The organism is Siculibacillus lacustris, assembly GCF_004328075.1.
Lineage (GTDB): Bacteria > Pseudomonadota > Alphaproteobacteria > Rhizobiales > Ancalomicrobiaceae > Siculibacillus > Siculibacillus lacustris.
The window spans coordinates 143,950-160,117 of record NZ_SJFN01000002.1 but is presented as its reverse complement, the minus strand read 5'-3'; the positions used below and the strand labels follow the sequence as shown (position 1 = coordinate 160,117).

The following is a 16,168-nucleotide window of genomic DNA, read 5'->3' as shown; positions in this document are numbered from 1 at the left end:
TGATCGGGATCAACGACGGGGTGAGCCTCCGCCGAACCGATCAACCCACCGGATGCGCCACATGACCCATGGATTCCCCGATCCCCGCGCCACCGCCGAAGCGCGCGCGATTCGCCGCAAGGCGATCCTCGCCGGTGCCGTCTCGCTCGCCGTGGTCGGCGGCCTGACCGCCGTCGACATGCTCGGCCATATGCCGAGCGTGCGCGCCGAGACCCCGGCCGCGTCCCCCTCGGTCGTCTCCCCCCTGCTCCAGAACTTCTCCTTCGCGCCGATCGTCGAGCGGGTGCGTCCCGCCGTGGTGTCGATCCGGGTGCGCGGCGAAGCCCGCCCGAACCGCGAGAGCTTCATGGAGACCTTCCCCGATCTCCCCGAAGGCAGTCCCTTCGAGCGCTTCTTCCGCGAATGGAACGGCCCCGGCCGGCCCGGTGGTCGCGGCATGGGTCCCCAGGGCCCGGGTCAGGGTCGCGGTCCCGGCCGCGGCGAAGTCGTGATGTCCCAGGGTTCGGGCTTCATCATTTCGCCCGACGGCAAGGTCGTGACCAACTTCCACGTCGTCAAGGACGCGGCGGAAGTCACCGTGCTGACCGACGACGGCACCGAGTACAAGGCCAAGGTCCTCGGCTCCGACGAGAAGACCGACGTGGCGCTGCTGAAGATCCAGGGCGGCCGCACCGACTTTCCGACCGTACCCTTCGCGACCGGCGAGATCCGCCCGGGCGACTGGGTTCTGGCGGTCGGCAATCCCTTCGGCCTCGGCGGCTCGGTCACCGCCGGCATCGTCTCGGCCCGCGGCCGCGAGATCGGCGCCGGCCCCTACGACGACTTCCTCCAGATCGACGCGCCGATCAACCACGGCAATTCCGGCGGTCCGACCTTCGACCTCGCCGGCAACGTCGTCGGCATGAACACCGCGATCTATTCGCCCTCCGGCGGCTCGATCGGCATCGGCTTCGCCATTCCCTCGACCACCGTCCAGAAGGTCATCGCCCAACTCGAGAAGACCGGCGAAGTGGTGCGCGGCTGGCTCGGCGTGCAGATCCAGCCGATCGGCCGCGACATGGCCGATGGTCTCGGTCTGAAGGACGCCCGCGGCGCCCTGGTCGCCGAAGCCCTGCCCGACGGCCCGGCCGCCAAGGCCGGCATCAAGGCCGGCGACGCGATCCTGGCGGTCGAGGGCAAGCCGATCAAGAACGCCCGCGACCTGTCGCGGACCATCGCCGGCTACGATCCCGGCAGCAAGGTCAAGGTGACCATCGTCCGCGCCGGCAAGGAGCAGACCATCGAGGTCGATCTCGCCCGCATGCAGGCCGAGGCGCGGGCCTCGACCCCCGCCGCCACCGACGGCGCCCCGACGTCGCTCGCCGATCTCGGGCTGATGATCGCTCCGGCCTCCGAGGTCGGTGAGACCGGCGACGGCGTCGCGGTGGTCAAGGTCGATCCGCGCGGACCGGCCGCGGCTCGCGGCATCCGGGTCGGCGACGTCATCGTCGAGGTCCAGGGCCGCACCGTCGCCACCGCCGCCGACGTCGGCGAGGCGGTCAAGGCGGCGCGCACCGAAGGCCGCAAGGCGGTTCTGATGCGCGTCCGTTCGCCCGAGGGCACGCGCTTCGTGCCGGTGCCGATCGGCGCCTCCTGACCCGCGATCGCCGCCGCGGCGCTCGCCCCCCAGCCCCTCGCCGCGGTGTGCCGAGACCGGCGGTGGACCTTCGGGTCCGCCGCCGGTCGTCCTTCGATCGGCCGATATTCGGAGAATTCCGTCGATCGCCGAACCCGACTAGAGTGGTCCCATGCGAATCCTCCTCGTCGAAGACGACCGCGAAGCGGCGACCTATCTGATCAAGGCCCTGCGCGAGGCCGGTCATCTCGTCGAACACGAAGCCGACGGCGAGGGCGGCGCCCATGCCGCCGCGACCGGCGACTACGACGTGGTGGTGATGGACCGGATGTTGCCCAAGCGCGACGGTCTCGGCATCGTCCAGGAGATGCGGCGGCGCGGCGACCACACGCCCGTCCTGGTGCTCTCGGCACTCGGTCAGGTCGACGACCGGGTCGAGGGCCTGCGCGCCGGCGGCGACGACTATCTCGCCAAGCCCTATGCCTTCACCGAGCTCCTCGCCCGGGTCGAAGCGCTGGCCCGCCGCCACGCCCCCGGCGCCGTCGACACCAGCTACCGGGTCGGCGACCTGATGCTCGATCGGCTGTCCCACACCGTGACCCGCGCCGGCGAGGAGATCGTGCTGCAGCCGCGCGAGTTCCGCCTGCTCGAGTTCCTGATGAAGAACGCCGGTCAGGTGGTGACCCGCACCATGCTGCTCGAGAACGTCTGGGACTATCACTTCGATCCCCAGACCAACGTCATCGACGTCCACATGTCGCGGCTGCGCGCCAAGATCGACAAGGGCCAGGACCGGCCGCTGCTGCACACCGTGCGCGGCGCCGGCTACATGATCCGCGAGACCCCGCGATGACCGCCCGGCCGGCCGGGGCGGCGCGCGAACCGCTCTTCGCCCGCCTCGCGCGCGCCTCGCGCACTACCGCGGTGCGACTGTCGATCCTCCATCTCGTGGTGTTCTCGATCTTCTCGTTCTTCCTGGTGGTGGTGGTGTCCCACGACGCCGCCCGGATCATGACGCTGCAGCTCCACGAGGCGATCGACGTCGACGTCGCCGCGCTCGAGGATCAGTACCGGCTCGGTGGTCTGGTGCGGCTGTTCTACGCCCTCGACGAGCGCGGCCGCCGCCCCGACGCCGGCCTCTATTACGTGGTCGACACCTCGGGCAATCCGATCGCCGGCAACGTCGCCGAACTGCCGCCCTCCGCCTTCGACGACACCGACGACGAGGCCCGCCCGGTCGACTACGTGCGCTTCGAGGCCGGCAAGGCGATCCAGCACGTCGCCCTGGTGCGCTCCTTCGCGCTCGACAACGGCTTCCGCGTCCTGGTCGGGCGCGATCTCGGCGAGCGCGACCGCTTCCGCGTGGTGGTCCGCCGCGCCTTCCGGGCGATGGTCCTGATGCTGGTGGTGCTCGGCGGCGTCACTTGGCTGTTCCTGTCGCGCCGCGTCCTGCGCCGCATCGATCAGGTCTCCGAGACCTCCGGCCGGATCGTCGCCGGCGACCTCTCCGGCCGCCTGCCGGTGACCGGCGCCGGCGACGAGTTCGACCGCCTCGCCGTCGCGCTCAACGGCATGTTGGCCAAGATCGTCGACCTGATGAAGGGCCTCAAGGACGTCTCCGACAACGTCGCCCATGATCTCAAGACGCCGCTGACCCGGCTGCGCAACCGCGTCGAGGGCGCGCTGTCCGGCCCGCCCGACCTCGAGCGCTGGCGGGAGGCGCTGGAGGCGACGATCGAGGAATCCGACGCGCTGATCCGCACCTTCGACGCCCTGCTGATGATCACCCGGGTCGAGGCCGGCTCCGCCCTGACCACGCCCGAACCGGTCGACCTCGCCGCCCTGGTGCGTGAGATCGCCGAACTCTACGAGCCGGTCGCCGAGGACGCCGGTACCAGTCTGACGGTGAAGGCCGAGCCCGCCACCGTCTCGGGCAATCGCGAGCTCCTGGCGCTCGCCGTGACCAACCTCGTCGACAACGCCCTGAAATACGGCCACCCCGGCGATCGCCCGGCGACCATCACCCTGGCGGTGACCACCGGTCCCGCCGGCGCCGCCCTGTCGGTCGCCGACGACGGTCCCGGCATTCCCGAAGCCGACCGCGAGCGCGTGCTCGGCCGCTTCGTCCGCCTGGAGGCCAGCCGCAACGCCCCCGGCTCCGGCCTCGGCCTCTCGCTGGTCGCGGCGGTGGCGCAGCAACACCGGGCCACCCTGACGTTGGAAGAGGCCACCCCCGGCCTGCGGGTGGTGCTGCGCTTCCCGGCGCCTTGAGTCGCGATTTCTGCGAATTCTTCGCGTTCGCAGACTCCGGGACATTGGCGGCGCGCTTCTTCTCGGCCATTCTTCCCCGACGCTGCGTCGGCCGATGCGGCGATCGAGGGGGAAACCATCCATGTGTGACCAATGTCTGGGAATCGGTATGAAGCGCCGCGCCTTCCTCGGGCTCGCCGGCATGGCCGCCGCCGCCGCTGGCCTCGGCCTCGCGCCGCGGCCGGCCGCCGCCGCGCCGACCGGGCTCACCGCCGATCAGGCGCTCGCCAAGCTGAAGGACGGCAACGCCCGCTTCCTCGCCCAGCCGCAGGTCTGCGCCGCCGATCTCTCCGGCCAGCGCTCGAGCGTCGCCGGCGGGCAGGCGCCCTGGGCGACGGTGTTGTCCTGCGCCGACAGCCGCGTCCCCCCGGAACTGCTGTTCGGCGGGCTCGGGCTCGGGGAATTGTTCGTGTGCCGCAACGCCGGCAACATGATCGACACCGACGTGCTCGGCACCATGGAATACGGCGCGGAACATCTCGGCTCGCCGCTGATCGTGGTGATGGGCCACCAGCGTTGCGGCGCGGTTGCCGCGGCCTGCGACGTGGTGACCAAGAAGGCCAAGTTGCCCGGCTCGATCGGGCCGATGGTCGAGCCGATCCTGCCGGCGGTGAAGGCGGCGCAGAAGGCCGGCGCCACCGATCTGGTCGACGCCACGGTGCACGAGAGCGCCCGCCGCACCGCCGCCAAGATCCCCGGACGCAGCAAGATCCTTTCCCACCTCGTCCACGAGGGGAAGGTCAAGATCGTCGCCGCCTATTACGCCCTCGATACCGGCAAGGTCGAGTTCCTCGCCTGATCGCCGCGAATCGGCCTGCGCGTGAAAAATCGCGCTTCCGTCGCGCCGAGTTCGCGAAATCCGCGCCTCGAAACCGCCCGTTCGGTCCGCCGGACGGGCGATTTCGTCGTAGAACCCCGTCGACGCGTCCAAGGTCGGCTTGACCGCACCGCCCCGGCACCGTCATCTCGGGGCGACGATCCGCGCGGGATCGGCGGGAAGGACTCGACGGCGATGGACGTTGATACGGGCGGCGACGCCGGCGCACTGATCGATCGGATCGTCCGGCCCCTGGCCCCCGGCGACCGCAAGGCCGCCGAGATCGGCCTCTCGCGCGTCCTCGAGCGCGCCGCCGGCCCGGCGGGCGCCCCCTTCCGCGCCGCGCTCGCCGCCGATCCGCGCATCCGCCGGGTGCTGCTCGGGGTCTTCGGCAATTCCCCCCATCTCACCGATCTGGCGATGCGCGATCCCGCCCGCCTCGCCCGGATCCTGGCGAGCGACCCGGCGGCGATCCTCGCCGAGCTGGTCGCCGCCGCCGACGGTCTCGCCGCGCCCGACGAAGCCGCGCTGATGACGGCGCTGCGGCACATCAAGCAGGGCGCCGCCCTGACCATCGCACTCGCCGATCTCGGCGGCGTCTGGGACATCGTCCGGGTCACCGATGCGCTGACCCGCCTCGCCGATGCGACGCTCGGGGCCGCGGTGCGCTTCTGCCTCGCCGACGCGGTCGCCCGCGGCAAGCTGATCCTGCCCGACCCGGCAGACCCGGCGGCCGGCTCCGGCTGGGTGCTGCTCGGCATGGGCAAATACGGCGCCCACGAACTCAACTATTCCTCCGACATCGATCTGATCGTGTTCTTCGACCGCTCGCGCGCCAAGCTCGCCGATCCCGACGAGGCGGTCGATCTGTTCGTCAAACTGACCAAGCGCATGGTCAAGATCATGCAGGAGCGCACCGTCGACGGTTACGTCTTCCGGGTCGACCTGCGCCTGCGCCCCGATCCCGGCGCCACGCCGATCGCCATGTCGCTCGACGGCGCCTTCCAATATTACGAGAGCATGGGCCAGAACTGGGAGCGCGCCGCGCTGATCAAGGCGCGCCCGGTGGCCGGCGACCTCGCCGCCGGCTGGAACTTCGTCTCGGAGATCCGACCCTTCATCTGGCGCAAGTATTTCGACTATGCGGCGATCGCCGACGTCCATTCGATCAAACGTCAGATCCACGCCCACAAGGGCCATGGCGAGATCGCCGTCCACGGCCACAACGTCAAGCTCGGTCGCGGCGGCATCCGCGAGATCGAATTCTTCGTCCAGACCCAGCAGCTGATCGCCGGCGGCCGCAACCCGAATTTGCGCGGCCGCGGCACCCTCGACATGCTCGCCCGGCTGGCGGAAGAGGGTTGGATCGAGGCGGTGGCGCGCGACGAGCTGACCGAGGCCTACGGCTTCCTGCGCAACGTCGAACACCGCATCCAGATGGTCGCCGACGAGCAGTCTCACTGCCTGCCCGACGACGACGCCGGCGTCGCGCGGATCGGCCGGATGATGGGCTTCCGCGGCGCCCGCGACTTCGCCGCCGCCCTGCGCCGCCGCCTGACCTGCGTCCAGGGCCACTATGCCCGGCTGTTCGAGAATGCCCCCGACCTGTCGAGCGGCACCGGCAATCTGGTCTTCACCGGCGACGAGGACGACCCCGGCACCCTCGATGCGCTGACCGCCATGGGCTACGAGCGGCCGCGCGACGTCACCGCGGCGGTGCGGGCCTGGCACTTCGGCCGCTACCCGGCGACCCGCTCGACGGTCGCCCGCGAGCGCCTGACCGAACTGACGCCGTCGCTGCTGACCGCGCTGGCCGCCACCGACAACGCCGGCGCCGCCTTCCTCGCCTTCGACCGGATGCTCGCCCACCTGCCGACCGGGGTGCAACTGTTCTCGCTGCTGTGCTCCCATCCGGCCCTGCTCGAGCTGCTCGCCCTGGTGATGGGCGTGGCGCCCAAGCTCGCCGATACCCTCGGCCGCCGGCCCCACGTCTTCGACACCCTGATGGATCCCGCCTTCTTCGACGCGGTGCCGAGCGCCGCCGATCTCGAGCGCAACCTCGCCCGCGCCTTCGCCGAGGCCGCGACCTATGAGGACCTGCTCGACCGCGCCCGTATCTTCGGCCAGGAGCAGATCTTCCTGGTCGGCGTGCGGGTGCTGACCGGCACCCTGTCGGCGGTCGAGGCCGGCGTCGCCTATGCCACCCTCGCCGAGGTGGTGGTGCGCCGCCTGTTCGACGCCGTCGAGGCCGAGTTCGCGACGATCCACGGCCGGGTGCCCGGCGGTCGCGCGGCGGTGGTGGCGCTCGGCAAGCTCGGCGGCCGCGAGACCACCGCGGCCTCCGACCTCGACCTGATGCTGCTCTACGATTTCGACGCCGAGGCCGAGGCCTCCGACGGGCCGCGGCCGCTCGCCCCGAGCCAGTACTACATCCGCCTGACCCAGCGCCTGATCGCCGCCCTCTCGGCGCCGACCGCCCAAGGCCTGCTCTACGAGGTCGATTTCCGCCTGCGCCCGTCGGGCAACAAGGGGCCGATGGCGACGCGGCTCGCCGCCTTCGAGAGCTACCACGCGGGCGATGCCTGGACCTGGGAACACATGGCGCTGACTCGCGCCCGGGTGATCGCCGGTCCCGCCGACTTCGCCGCTCGGGTCGCCGCGGCGGTGCGCACCGTGCTGGCCCGGCCGCGCGATCCCGATCGCCTGCGCGCCGACGTCGTCGAGATGCGCGAGATGATCGCCACCGAGAAGGGCACCACCGACCCCTGGGACATCAAGCAGGTGGCGGGCGGCCTCGTCGACGTCGAGTTCGTCGCCCAGTATCTGATGCTGCGCGACGCGGCGCGCGACCCCGGAGTGCTCGACACCAACACCGCCGGTGCCCTGCGCCGCCTGGTCGCCCACGGCAGCCTCGATCCGGCGGCCGGCGAAGAGCTGCTCGCCGCGATGCATCTGTTCCAGGGCCTCACCCAGGCCCTGCGGCTCGCCGCCGACGGGCCGTTCCACCCGGCCGACGTGCCGCGCGGCATGTTGACCCTGCTCGCCCGGGTCGGCGAACTGCCCGACTTCGCCACGCTGGAAGCCCATCTGCGCGACACCGAGCAGCGCACTGCCGCACTCTGCCGGCGCCTCCTGGGCCGCTCGCGCGGGCGCCGACCCGCTGCCGCGGCAGAAAGCATGAACGATCGGTAATCCGCCGACAAAGTCGCGGCAATGTGGAAGGGGCTAGCGTCGTCTTCGAAGGGCGGGACGAAGCCCGGGCGATTCCTCTCGGCATCGCCGCCGTCCGCCGCCTTCGAGGAGACACGCACATGAAGACCTGGACCAAAGCGTTGATCGGTGTCGCCGCCCTGGCGGTCACCGCCGCCGGCGTCGCCCATGCCCGCGGCCCGATGGGCGCCTGCGGCAACCCCGACACGATGGGCTACGGCCCCGCCTGGGGCGATCACGCCGGCGGCCCCGGCATGAAGGGCGGCATGGCCGGCCCGCACGGTTGGGGCCATGCCCAGATGGTCGACCGGATGTTCGACAAGCTCGACACCGACAAGGACGGCGCGGTCACCCTGGCCGAAGCGATGGCCTTCGTCGACGCCCGTTTCGACAAGATCGACACCAATCACGACGGCGTGATCGACCGCGCCGAGATCGACAGCTGGGTCGGCCGCCGCGCTCCCAAGGCCGCCGAGCACTTCCTCGCCCAGCACGACCTCGACGGCGACGGCAAGGTCACCAAGGCCGAGTTCGAGAAGCCGGCGAAGAAGCTCTTCGCGCTGTTCGATCGCAACGACGACGGCAAGGTCACCAAGGACGAGCTCGAGAAGGCCCATGCCGCCATGCCGCACGGGCCCATGGGTCCCGGCCACGGCGGGATGATGCCGGGCGGCATGCCCTGGATGTCCCCGGGCGATGCCCCCGCCGCGCCTCCCGCGCCGCCGGCCAAGTGAAGATCCGGCGGAGGGCCCTTCCCGGGGGCCTCCGCCGCTCCATCGCCTGCCGGGTCGGCGGGGACGATCGCATGCCCGACGCGATCGGCCCCGTCTCCGGATGCGAGGCGCCGCGCCGGGCAACCGACGCGGCGCTTCTCGTTTCATGACCGGAGAGGGGCCTCAGGAAGCGACCGCGAGGCGCGTCTCGACCGGCTCCGGTCGGGGCAGGGTCAGCGACACTTCGGTGCCGACCCCCGGCGCCGAGCGGATCGACAATTCGCCGCCGTGCAGCTCGACCAGCGACCGAGCGATCGCCAGGCCGAGGCCCGAGCCCTTGTGCGATTTGGTGAACTGGTTCTCGACCTGGACGAAGGGCCGGCCGATCGAGGCGAGCAACGCTTCCGGGATGCCGATGCCGGTGTCCTCGATCGTCACCACGATCGCCGTCTCTTCGGCCTGCGCGCGCAGCACCACGCGTCCGCCGGTGGGCGTGAACTTCACGGCGTTGGACAGCAGGTTGAGCATTACCTGCTTGACCGCGCGACGGTCGCCGACGAACACCAGCCCCGGCTCGACCATCGGCGTCAGGACGATCTCCTTGTCGGCGGCGGCGCGGGCGATGATCCGGCTCGCCTCGGCCAGGATCTCGTCGAGGCCGACGGGATCGCGGGCGAGCTCCATCCGGCCCGATTCGATCTTCGACATGTCGAGGATGTCGTTGATGACGTTGAGCAGGAACATGCCCGAATCGTGGATGTCGCGGGAATATTCGGCGTATTTCTCCGGCCCGAAGGTGCCGATCATGTCGCGGCTCATGATCTCGGAGAAGCCGATGATCGCATTGAGCGGGGTCCGCAGCTCGTGCGACATGTTGGCGAGGAAGTCCGACTTGATCTTGTTGGCCTCTTCGGCGCGGACTTTTTCTTCCGAATATTTCTCGGCCAGTTCGACCAGCTGTTGCGCCTGGATCTCCAGCTTGCGCCGCGACGAGCGCAGGTCGAGCACCGTGCCCATCAGCCGCTTCTCGCTCTCCAGCAGGCGTTCCTCGTGGCGCTTCAACTGGGTGATGTCGGTGCCGACCGAGACGAAGCCGCCGTCCTTGGTCCGCCGCTCGTTGATCTGCAGCCAGCGTCCATCCTCGATCTGCGCCTCGAAGGTGCGGGCGCCGTCCTCGGTCGGGTCGACGGTGTCGACCGGCAGATGCACCATCGGCTGACGCCCGGCCTTCATCACGTCGGCATAGGACGCGCCCTGGCGTACCGAGCCTTCGGGCAGGTCGTGCAGCTGTTGGTACTTGGAATTGCACATCACCAGCCGGTTGTCGGCGTCCCACAGCACGAAGGCTTCGGAGATCGTCTCGATCGCGTCGCGCAGGCGCAGGTCGGCGGTGACCGTGGTCTCGACCAGCCGCCGATGCTCGGTGATGTCGGCGGCGATGCCGATCAGGTGGCGCGAGCCGGTCTCCGGCCGATCGACCACTTCGGCCCGCACCCGGAACCACAGCCAACCGCCGTTGGCGCGGCGCAGCCGGAAGGCCTTGTCGAGGGTGGTGACCTCGCCGCTGAGCAATTGATTGGCGAGCGTGCCGAAATCGATGTCGTCCTCGTGGGCGAGGCGGCAGATCTCGCCGAAGCCGACGATGCCGTCCTCGGTCGGCAGATCGAGCATCTCGAACATCGACGACGACCAGTAGAAGCGGCCGCGGGCCAGATCCCAGTCCCAGAAGCCGCAGCGCCCGCGCTTGAAGGCGGCGTCGGTGCGCGCCGACGTGGTCGCGTAGAGGGCGTCGGCACTGTTGGCGCGCAGGGCCTGGACGAAATAGGCGTAGGTCAGCACCAGGAGGATCACCGCGGTGAACACGAACAGCGTCACGTTCGTGCGCAGATCCTTGCGCCAGTCGATGAACACCGCCTGTTGCGGCTGGTAGACCGCCACCGAGCCGGCCCCGCCTTCGATGTGGTGGACCGTGGCGAAGGCTGGGCGGCCGTCGGCGAGGGCCACGTCGAGCACCCCGGCGCGCGCCCCGAAGGTGGTCATCGGCTGGGCCGCGGCGAAAATCGAGGTGAGCGGCCGCTTCTCGAGCGTCGCGGCGGTCGGCACCGTGGTGACCACGATGCCTTCGGAATCGGCCACCAGGATCTGGCGGCCGCCGGTGGTCACCCGGTTGGGCAGCAGTTCGGTGAGCACGTTGCGGGTCGCCGCCTCGAAGCCGATCTCGGCGAGGTGGGCGTCGGCGCGGCCGAGGCCGGAGGCGACCGCCGCGGCGACCAGGGTCGCCTCGTCGCGGGCGCCGTCCTCGAGCGCCTGACGGGTCTCCATCACTCCGACGATGCGGGTCAGCGCCAGCACGGCGATGAAGGTGATGATCAGCACCGGGATCGACCGGCGCAACAGCGGCTCGAGCCGGACGATGCTGCGATAGCTCGGCGTCGACAACAGGTCGATGTGACCGGTCAGCCGCGGGCGGCTTCCGAAACGGAATCGGCGTTGCCGAATCCCGGATGTGTCATGGGCAGAAGCCTGCGCCATGGGATCCCCCCGCGGTCGATTCGATGAATGATTCGACCGGGTTGATACCCCCACCGCCCCGCGAATCACGGTCATTTGAATCGACGTGTCGGGCCTTGTCCAGAGGGTCTTTACACTTCGGTAACCATCCGGATCGGGTTCCGCGACGTCTTCCGCTACGGCTCGGCCGAGTTCATTCCAACGATCGACCGGCGATGTCGGCGACGTCGCGCGACAGATCGGGGGCGGCGACGATCCGTTTCAGCTCGGCTTCGGCATAGGCCCGCCGCCGCGGCTCCAACGCCCGCCACGAGCGGAAGGCCGAGAGCAGGCGGGCGGCGACCTGCGGATTGATCCGATCGAGCATCAGGACCTGGTCCGCGACGAAGGCGAAGCCGGCGCCGTCGGCGCGGTTGAACTGGGTCTGGTTGCCGGTGGCGAAGGTGGTGATCAGCGCCCGCACCCGGTTGGGATTGGTCGCCGCGAAGGCCGGATGAGCGGTCAACGCCCGCACCCGGTCGAGGGTTTCGGCCCGCGGCGCCGTCGCCTGGACCATCAGCCACTTGTCGATCACCAAGGGATCGCCGGCGAAGCGCTGGTAGAAGTCGGCGAGCAGATCCTCGGCACTCGGCAGCCCGACGGTCACCGCGGCGGTGAGGGCGGCCAGCCGATCGGTCATGTTGTCGGCTTGCCTGTAGCGTTGGGCGGCGAGGTCGCCGTCGCCGGCCCGCACCAGGTGGTCCAGCACCGCATTGCGCAGCGCCCGCCGCCCGGCGGCCTCCGCGTCGGCGCGATAGGGACCGCTCGACGCCATCTCGGCGTGGATGCGGCGGAAGGTCGCGCGTCCGGCCGTCGCCACCCGAGCGCGCAACTGCTCGATCGCCGTGGCGATGGCGTCGGGATCGACGTCGGTGCCGATCTCGCGGGCGACGTCGGCGTCGTTGGGCAAGGTGATCGCCAGCGCCCGGAAGGCGGTGTCGAGGCTCTCGTCGGCGGCGACCGCGGCGAAGGCCGACGCCAGCGCCGGATCGATCTCGACCGTCTGTCCGGTCCGCGCCGCCTGAGTGCCGCTGATCAGCGCCCGCATCGCCAGGGCCTGACCGGCCTGCCAGCGGTTGAACGGGTCGCGGTCGTGGCTCATCAGATGCAGCAGGTCGGCGGTGTCGGAGCCGAGGGTCAGCCGCACCGGCGCCGAGAAGCCGCGCAGCAGCGACGGCACCGGCCGCGCCGTCACGCCCTCGAACACCACCTCGTGGTGGGCGCCGTCGAGCACGATCACGTCGCCGGCGACTTCGGCGCCGCTCACCCGCTCCCAGGCGAGGTCGTCGCCGGAGGGGCCGACCAGTCCGAAGCGGATCGGCACCACCATCGGCGCCTTCACCGGCTGGCCGGGGGTGGGCAGGGCGGTCTGGTCGAAGGTCAGGCGCAGCCGCCCGGCCGAGGCGTCCCAATGGGTCGAGACCATCACGTCGGGGGTGCCCGACTGGGTGTACCAGAGCTTGAAGCGCTCGAGATCGCGGCCGGTGGCGTCGGCGAAACAGGCGAGGAAGTCCTCGATGGTCGCTGCACTGCCGTCGTGGCGCGCGAAATAGAGATCCATGCCGGCCCGGAAGCCGTCGGCGCCGATCAGCGTCTTCAGCATCCGCACCACCTCGGCGCCCTTCTCGTAGACGGTCGCGGTGTAGAAGTTGTTGATCTCGCGATAGGTCGAGGGCCGCACCGGATGGGCCAGGGGACCGGCGTCCTCGGGGAACTGGTGGCTCTTGAGCAGCCGCACGTCGGCGATGCGCTTGACCGGCCGCGAGCGCTGGTCGCCGGAGAAGTCCTGGTCGCGGAAGACCGTCAGGCCCTCCTTGAGGCACAACTGGAACCAGTCGCGGCAGGTGATGCGGTTGCCGGTCCAGTTGTGGAAATACTCGTGGGCGATCACCCCTTCGACATGGGCATAGTCGGCGTCGGTCGCCGTCTCGGAGTCGGCCAGCACGTATTTCTCGTTGAAGACGTTGAGACCCTTGTTCTCCATCGCCCCCATGTTGAAGTCGTCGACGGCGACGATCATGAACACGTCGAGGTCATACTCGCGGCCATATTCGGTCTCGTCCCAGCGCATCGAGCGCTTCAGCGAATCCATCGCGTGCGCGGTGCGCGCGCCGCGGCCGGGCTCGACGTAGATCTCGAGGGCCACCTCGCGCCCCGAGGCGGTGACGAAACGGTCGGCGATCCGTTCGAAGGTGCCGGCGACCATCGCGAACAGATAGGCGGGCTTGGGGAAGGGATCGTGCCACACCGCGAAATGGCGGTCGGTGCCGGGGACGTCACCCGCGTCGATGCGGTTGCCGTTCGACAGGAGGTACGGCGCGGCGGCGCGCGGCGCCTCGATGCGGGTGGTGTAGACCGCCAGCACGTCCGGGCGGTCGAGGAAATAGGTGATCCGCCGGAACCCTTCCGCCTCGCACTGGGTGCACCAGTTGCCCGAGGTCCGGTAGAGGCCCATCAGCTTGGTGTTGCGCTCCGGATCGAGCCAGGTCGTCACCGTCAGGTGGAAGTCGTCGGCCGGCGGGGTCCGGACTTCGAGGCGTTGCGGCGTGGCGGTCCAGGCGTCGGGCGGCAGCGGTGCGCCGTCGAGGCGGATCTCGGCGAGGTCGAGCTCGTCGCCGTCGAGCACCAGGGGCGTGCCGGCGGCAATGCCGTCGCGGCGCCGGAACAGCGTCTCGGCGACCACCCGGGTGCCGTCGAGATCGAGCCGGAAGTCGAGCCGGACCTCGGTGATCGCATAGGGGGTCGGCCGATAGTCGGCGAGCCGAATCGTTTCGGACGTCCTGCCCTCGCTGCCCAGATCCATGATCACGTCCTTTCGCTCGGTGGTCCCGCGCGCTCGGCGCGGATCGCTCTCGCCCGGCCGCGGCGCGGGTCGAGAGCCGCGCACCCTATCCGCGATCGCGGGCGCCGTCAGCACCGGCGTCGCGACCGGCCCCGCGGGCGCGACCATGCCGCCGCAACCGCCGCCGCGTCGTTGATATCGATCACGCGCCACGGCCGTAGCGATCGCTTTCGGCCGCCGCCGGCCCGCGAGTTGCGCGTCCTCCGCAACGGTCCGCCGGGTTGACGGATCTGCGACTTTCGATTATCTTGTGACGAATAACGTAATTCGTCAGTCAACAAATCCTTACCGCGATCCCGCCGATCCGACCATCGGCGCCCGACGAGGACCCGCAATGACCGAACCGGACGCTCACGAGACCCGCGCCGACACTCGGACGCGCATTCTCGACACTGCGGATCGCCTGTTCGGCCATTACGGCTACGGCAAGACCACGGTCGCCGACATCGCCCGCGAGCTCGGCATGTCGCCGGCCAACGTCTATCGCTTCTTCGCCTCCAAGCTGGAGATCGTCGAGGCCAAGTGCGAGCGCATGTTGGCGCAGCGCCACGCCTACAATCTCGAGATCGTCGCCTCGGGCGGCAGCGCCGCCGATCGCCTGCGCCGCTTCTTCATCGACAACCATCGCCTGAATCTCGAGGCCTTCGTCTCCGACCCCAAGACCTACGAGATCGTCGAAGTGGCGATGGCCGAGGAATGGGAGACCATCCAGGCCCATCTGGTGCGCATGACCGACGTCCTCGAGGCGCTGATCGCCGAGGGCGTGGCCGCCGGCGAGTTCCCGCCCCAGGCCGACATCCGCCGATCGGCGGTCTGCGCGCGCCAGGCCCATGTGTCGCTGTTCCATCCGACCTTGCTGCGCCAGTGCGCCGACGACATCGAGCGCGCCGGCCCCGAGGAATTGTCCGAATTCATCCTCAGGGCGCTGAGATGCCCCTGACCGCGGGGACGCGCCCGGCCGCCGATCGGCCCATCCAGGAGAGGCTCCACTCATGACGTCTTCCGTCCTGCGGCGTTGTGCCGTCGCCGTCGTCCTCGTCGCCCTCGCCGGCTGCAAGGAGGAGAGCGCCGACAAGGGCGGCGAGCCGGTCCGCCCGGTCAAGGTGATGACCGTCGCCGCCGCCGCCGAGACCCGGCCGATCCGCTATTCCGGTTCGGTGCGCGCCCGCGTCGAGACGGCACTGGGCTTCCGCGTCGGCGGCAAGATCGTCGAGCGCAAGGTCGACGTCGGCCAGCGCGTCGAAGCCGGCCGCGTCCTCGCCCGCCTCGATCCGACCGATCTCAAGCTGTCGTTGCAGACCGCCGAGGCCAACGTCGTCGCCGCCCGCTCGCGGGTCAAGGTCGCCGAGGACGGCCGCGAACGCGCCCGCGCCCTGGCCGCCAAGGGCTTCGTCACCAAGGCCGGCCTCGACGGCGCCACCCTCGACGCCGATCAGGCGGTCGCGGGCCTGGAGGCCGCCCTGTCGGCCCGCGATCAGGCCGCCAACCAGATCGCCTATGCCGATCTCGCCTCCGATGCCGACGGCATCGTCACCGACATCCGCGCCGACGTCGGCCAGGTGGTCGCCGCCGGCACGCCGGTGGTCACCCTCGCCCGCGACGACGAGAAGGAAGTGGCGATCGCCGTGCCCGAGCAGGACGTGGTGCATTTCGCCAAGGACCAGACCGTCGGCGTTCGCTTCTGGGCCGACAAGGATCTGCGCCTCGCCGGCCGCATCCGCGAGATCGCCGGCAGCGCCGACCCCGCCTCGCGCACCTATGCCATCCGCATCGCCCTGCCGGCCGACGACCGCGTCCGCCTCGGCATGACCGCCACCGTCGAGGCCGACGTGCCGGTCGCCGCCGGAACCATCGTCGTGCCCTTGTCGGCGCTGGCCGAAGCCGGCGGCGTCACCCGCGTCTGGGTGGTCGATCGCGCCACCGCCACCGTCGATCCTCGGCCGGTTACCCTCGGCGCGGTGGTGCCCGAAGGCGTCGGCGTGGTCGCCGGCCTGAAGCGCGGCGACATGGTGGTCACCGCCGGCGTCCAGTTCCTGGTGCCGGGCAAGAAGGTCCTCCTGCCGGGGACCGCCGCCGACGGCCGCAGCGTCGTCGGCGCCGAGAACTGACGC

General features: G+C 70.5%; 10 protein-coding genes. 8 read left to right on the top strand and 2 right to left on the bottom strand.

Features of this window, described 5'->3' with window-relative positions:
- Window positions 1–61: 61 nt before the first annotated feature.
- From EYW49_RS02070 to EYW49_RS02045, 6 genes are all read left to right on the top strand, one after another.
- Window positions 62–1,636, top strand: a complete 1,575-nt coding sequence (locus EYW49_RS02070; RefSeq protein WP_131305460.1) for a Do family serine endopeptidase — start codon at window positions 62–64, stop codon at window positions 1,634–1,636.
- Between the two features lie 151 nt (window positions 1,637–1,787).
- Complete coding sequence (locus EYW49_RS02065) at window positions 1,788–2,468, top strand: response regulator transcription factor (protein WP_131305458.1); 681 nt, start codon at window positions 1,788–1,790, stop codon at window positions 2,466–2,468.
- Window positions 2,465–3,886: a sensor histidine kinase gene (locus tag EYW49_RS02060; protein ID WP_131305456.1), complete on the top strand. Its 1,422-nt coding sequence runs from the start codon at window positions 2,465–2,467 to the stop codon at window positions 3,884–3,886. Before EYW49_RS02065 ends, EYW49_RS02060 begins: the two co-directional genes overlap by 4 nt.
- A gap of 121 nt (window positions 3,887–4,007) precedes the next feature.
- Complete coding sequence (locus EYW49_RS02055) at window positions 4,008–4,724, top strand: carbonic anhydrase (protein ID WP_131305454.1); 717 nt, start codon at window positions 4,008–4,010, stop codon at window positions 4,722–4,724.
- A 213-nt stretch (window positions 4,725–4,937) separates the two neighbouring features.
- Window positions 4,938–7,934 carry a bifunctional [glutamine synthetase] adenylyltransferase/[glutamine synthetase]-adenylyl-L-tyrosine phosphorylase gene (locus EYW49_RS02050; protein WP_131305452.1) on the top strand — a complete coding sequence of 999 codons (2,997 nt, stop codon included), beginning with the start codon at window positions 4,938–4,940 and terminating at the stop codon, window positions 7,932–7,934.
- 119 nt (window positions 7,935–8,053) lie between these two features.
- Window positions 8,054–8,686 (top strand): EF-hand domain-containing protein, encoded by a 633-nt coding sequence (locus EYW49_RS02045; protein WP_131305450.1) that lies wholly within the window; start codon window positions 8,054–8,056, stop codon window positions 8,684–8,686.
- Between the two features lie 162 nt (window positions 8,687–8,848).
- Here the strand turns inward: EYW49_RS02045 and EYW49_RS02040 are convergent, their stop codons facing one another.
- Entirely contained in the window at window positions 8,849–11,197 is a 2,349-nt protein-coding gene (locus tag EYW49_RS02040; RefSeq protein ID WP_131305448.1) for a sensor histidine kinase, read from the bottom strand.
- Window positions 11,198–11,369: 172 nt separating this feature from the next.
- Window positions 11,370–14,018: an aminopeptidase N gene (gene pepN, locus EYW49_RS02035; protein WP_131305446.1), complete on the bottom strand. Its 2,649-nt coding sequence runs from the start codon at window positions 14,016–14,018 to the stop codon at window positions 11,370–11,372.
- A gap of 373 nt (window positions 14,019–14,391) precedes the next feature.
- On the opposite strand from pepN, the gene EYW49_RS02030 reads away from it, so the two are divergent.
- Both EYW49_RS02030 and EYW49_RS02025 read left to right on the top strand, forming a co-directional pair.
- Window positions 14,392–14,997 (top strand): TetR/AcrR family transcriptional regulator, encoded by a 606-nt coding sequence (locus EYW49_RS02030; protein WP_131305444.1) that lies wholly within the window; start codon window positions 14,392–14,394, stop codon window positions 14,995–14,997.
- Between the two features lie 52 nt (window positions 14,998–15,049).
- Window positions 15,050–16,165: an efflux RND transporter periplasmic adaptor subunit gene (locus tag EYW49_RS02025; protein WP_131305442.1), complete on the top strand. Its 1,116-nt coding sequence runs from the start codon at window positions 15,050–15,052 to the stop codon at window positions 16,163–16,165.
- Window positions 16,166–16,168 lie beyond the last annotated feature (3 nt).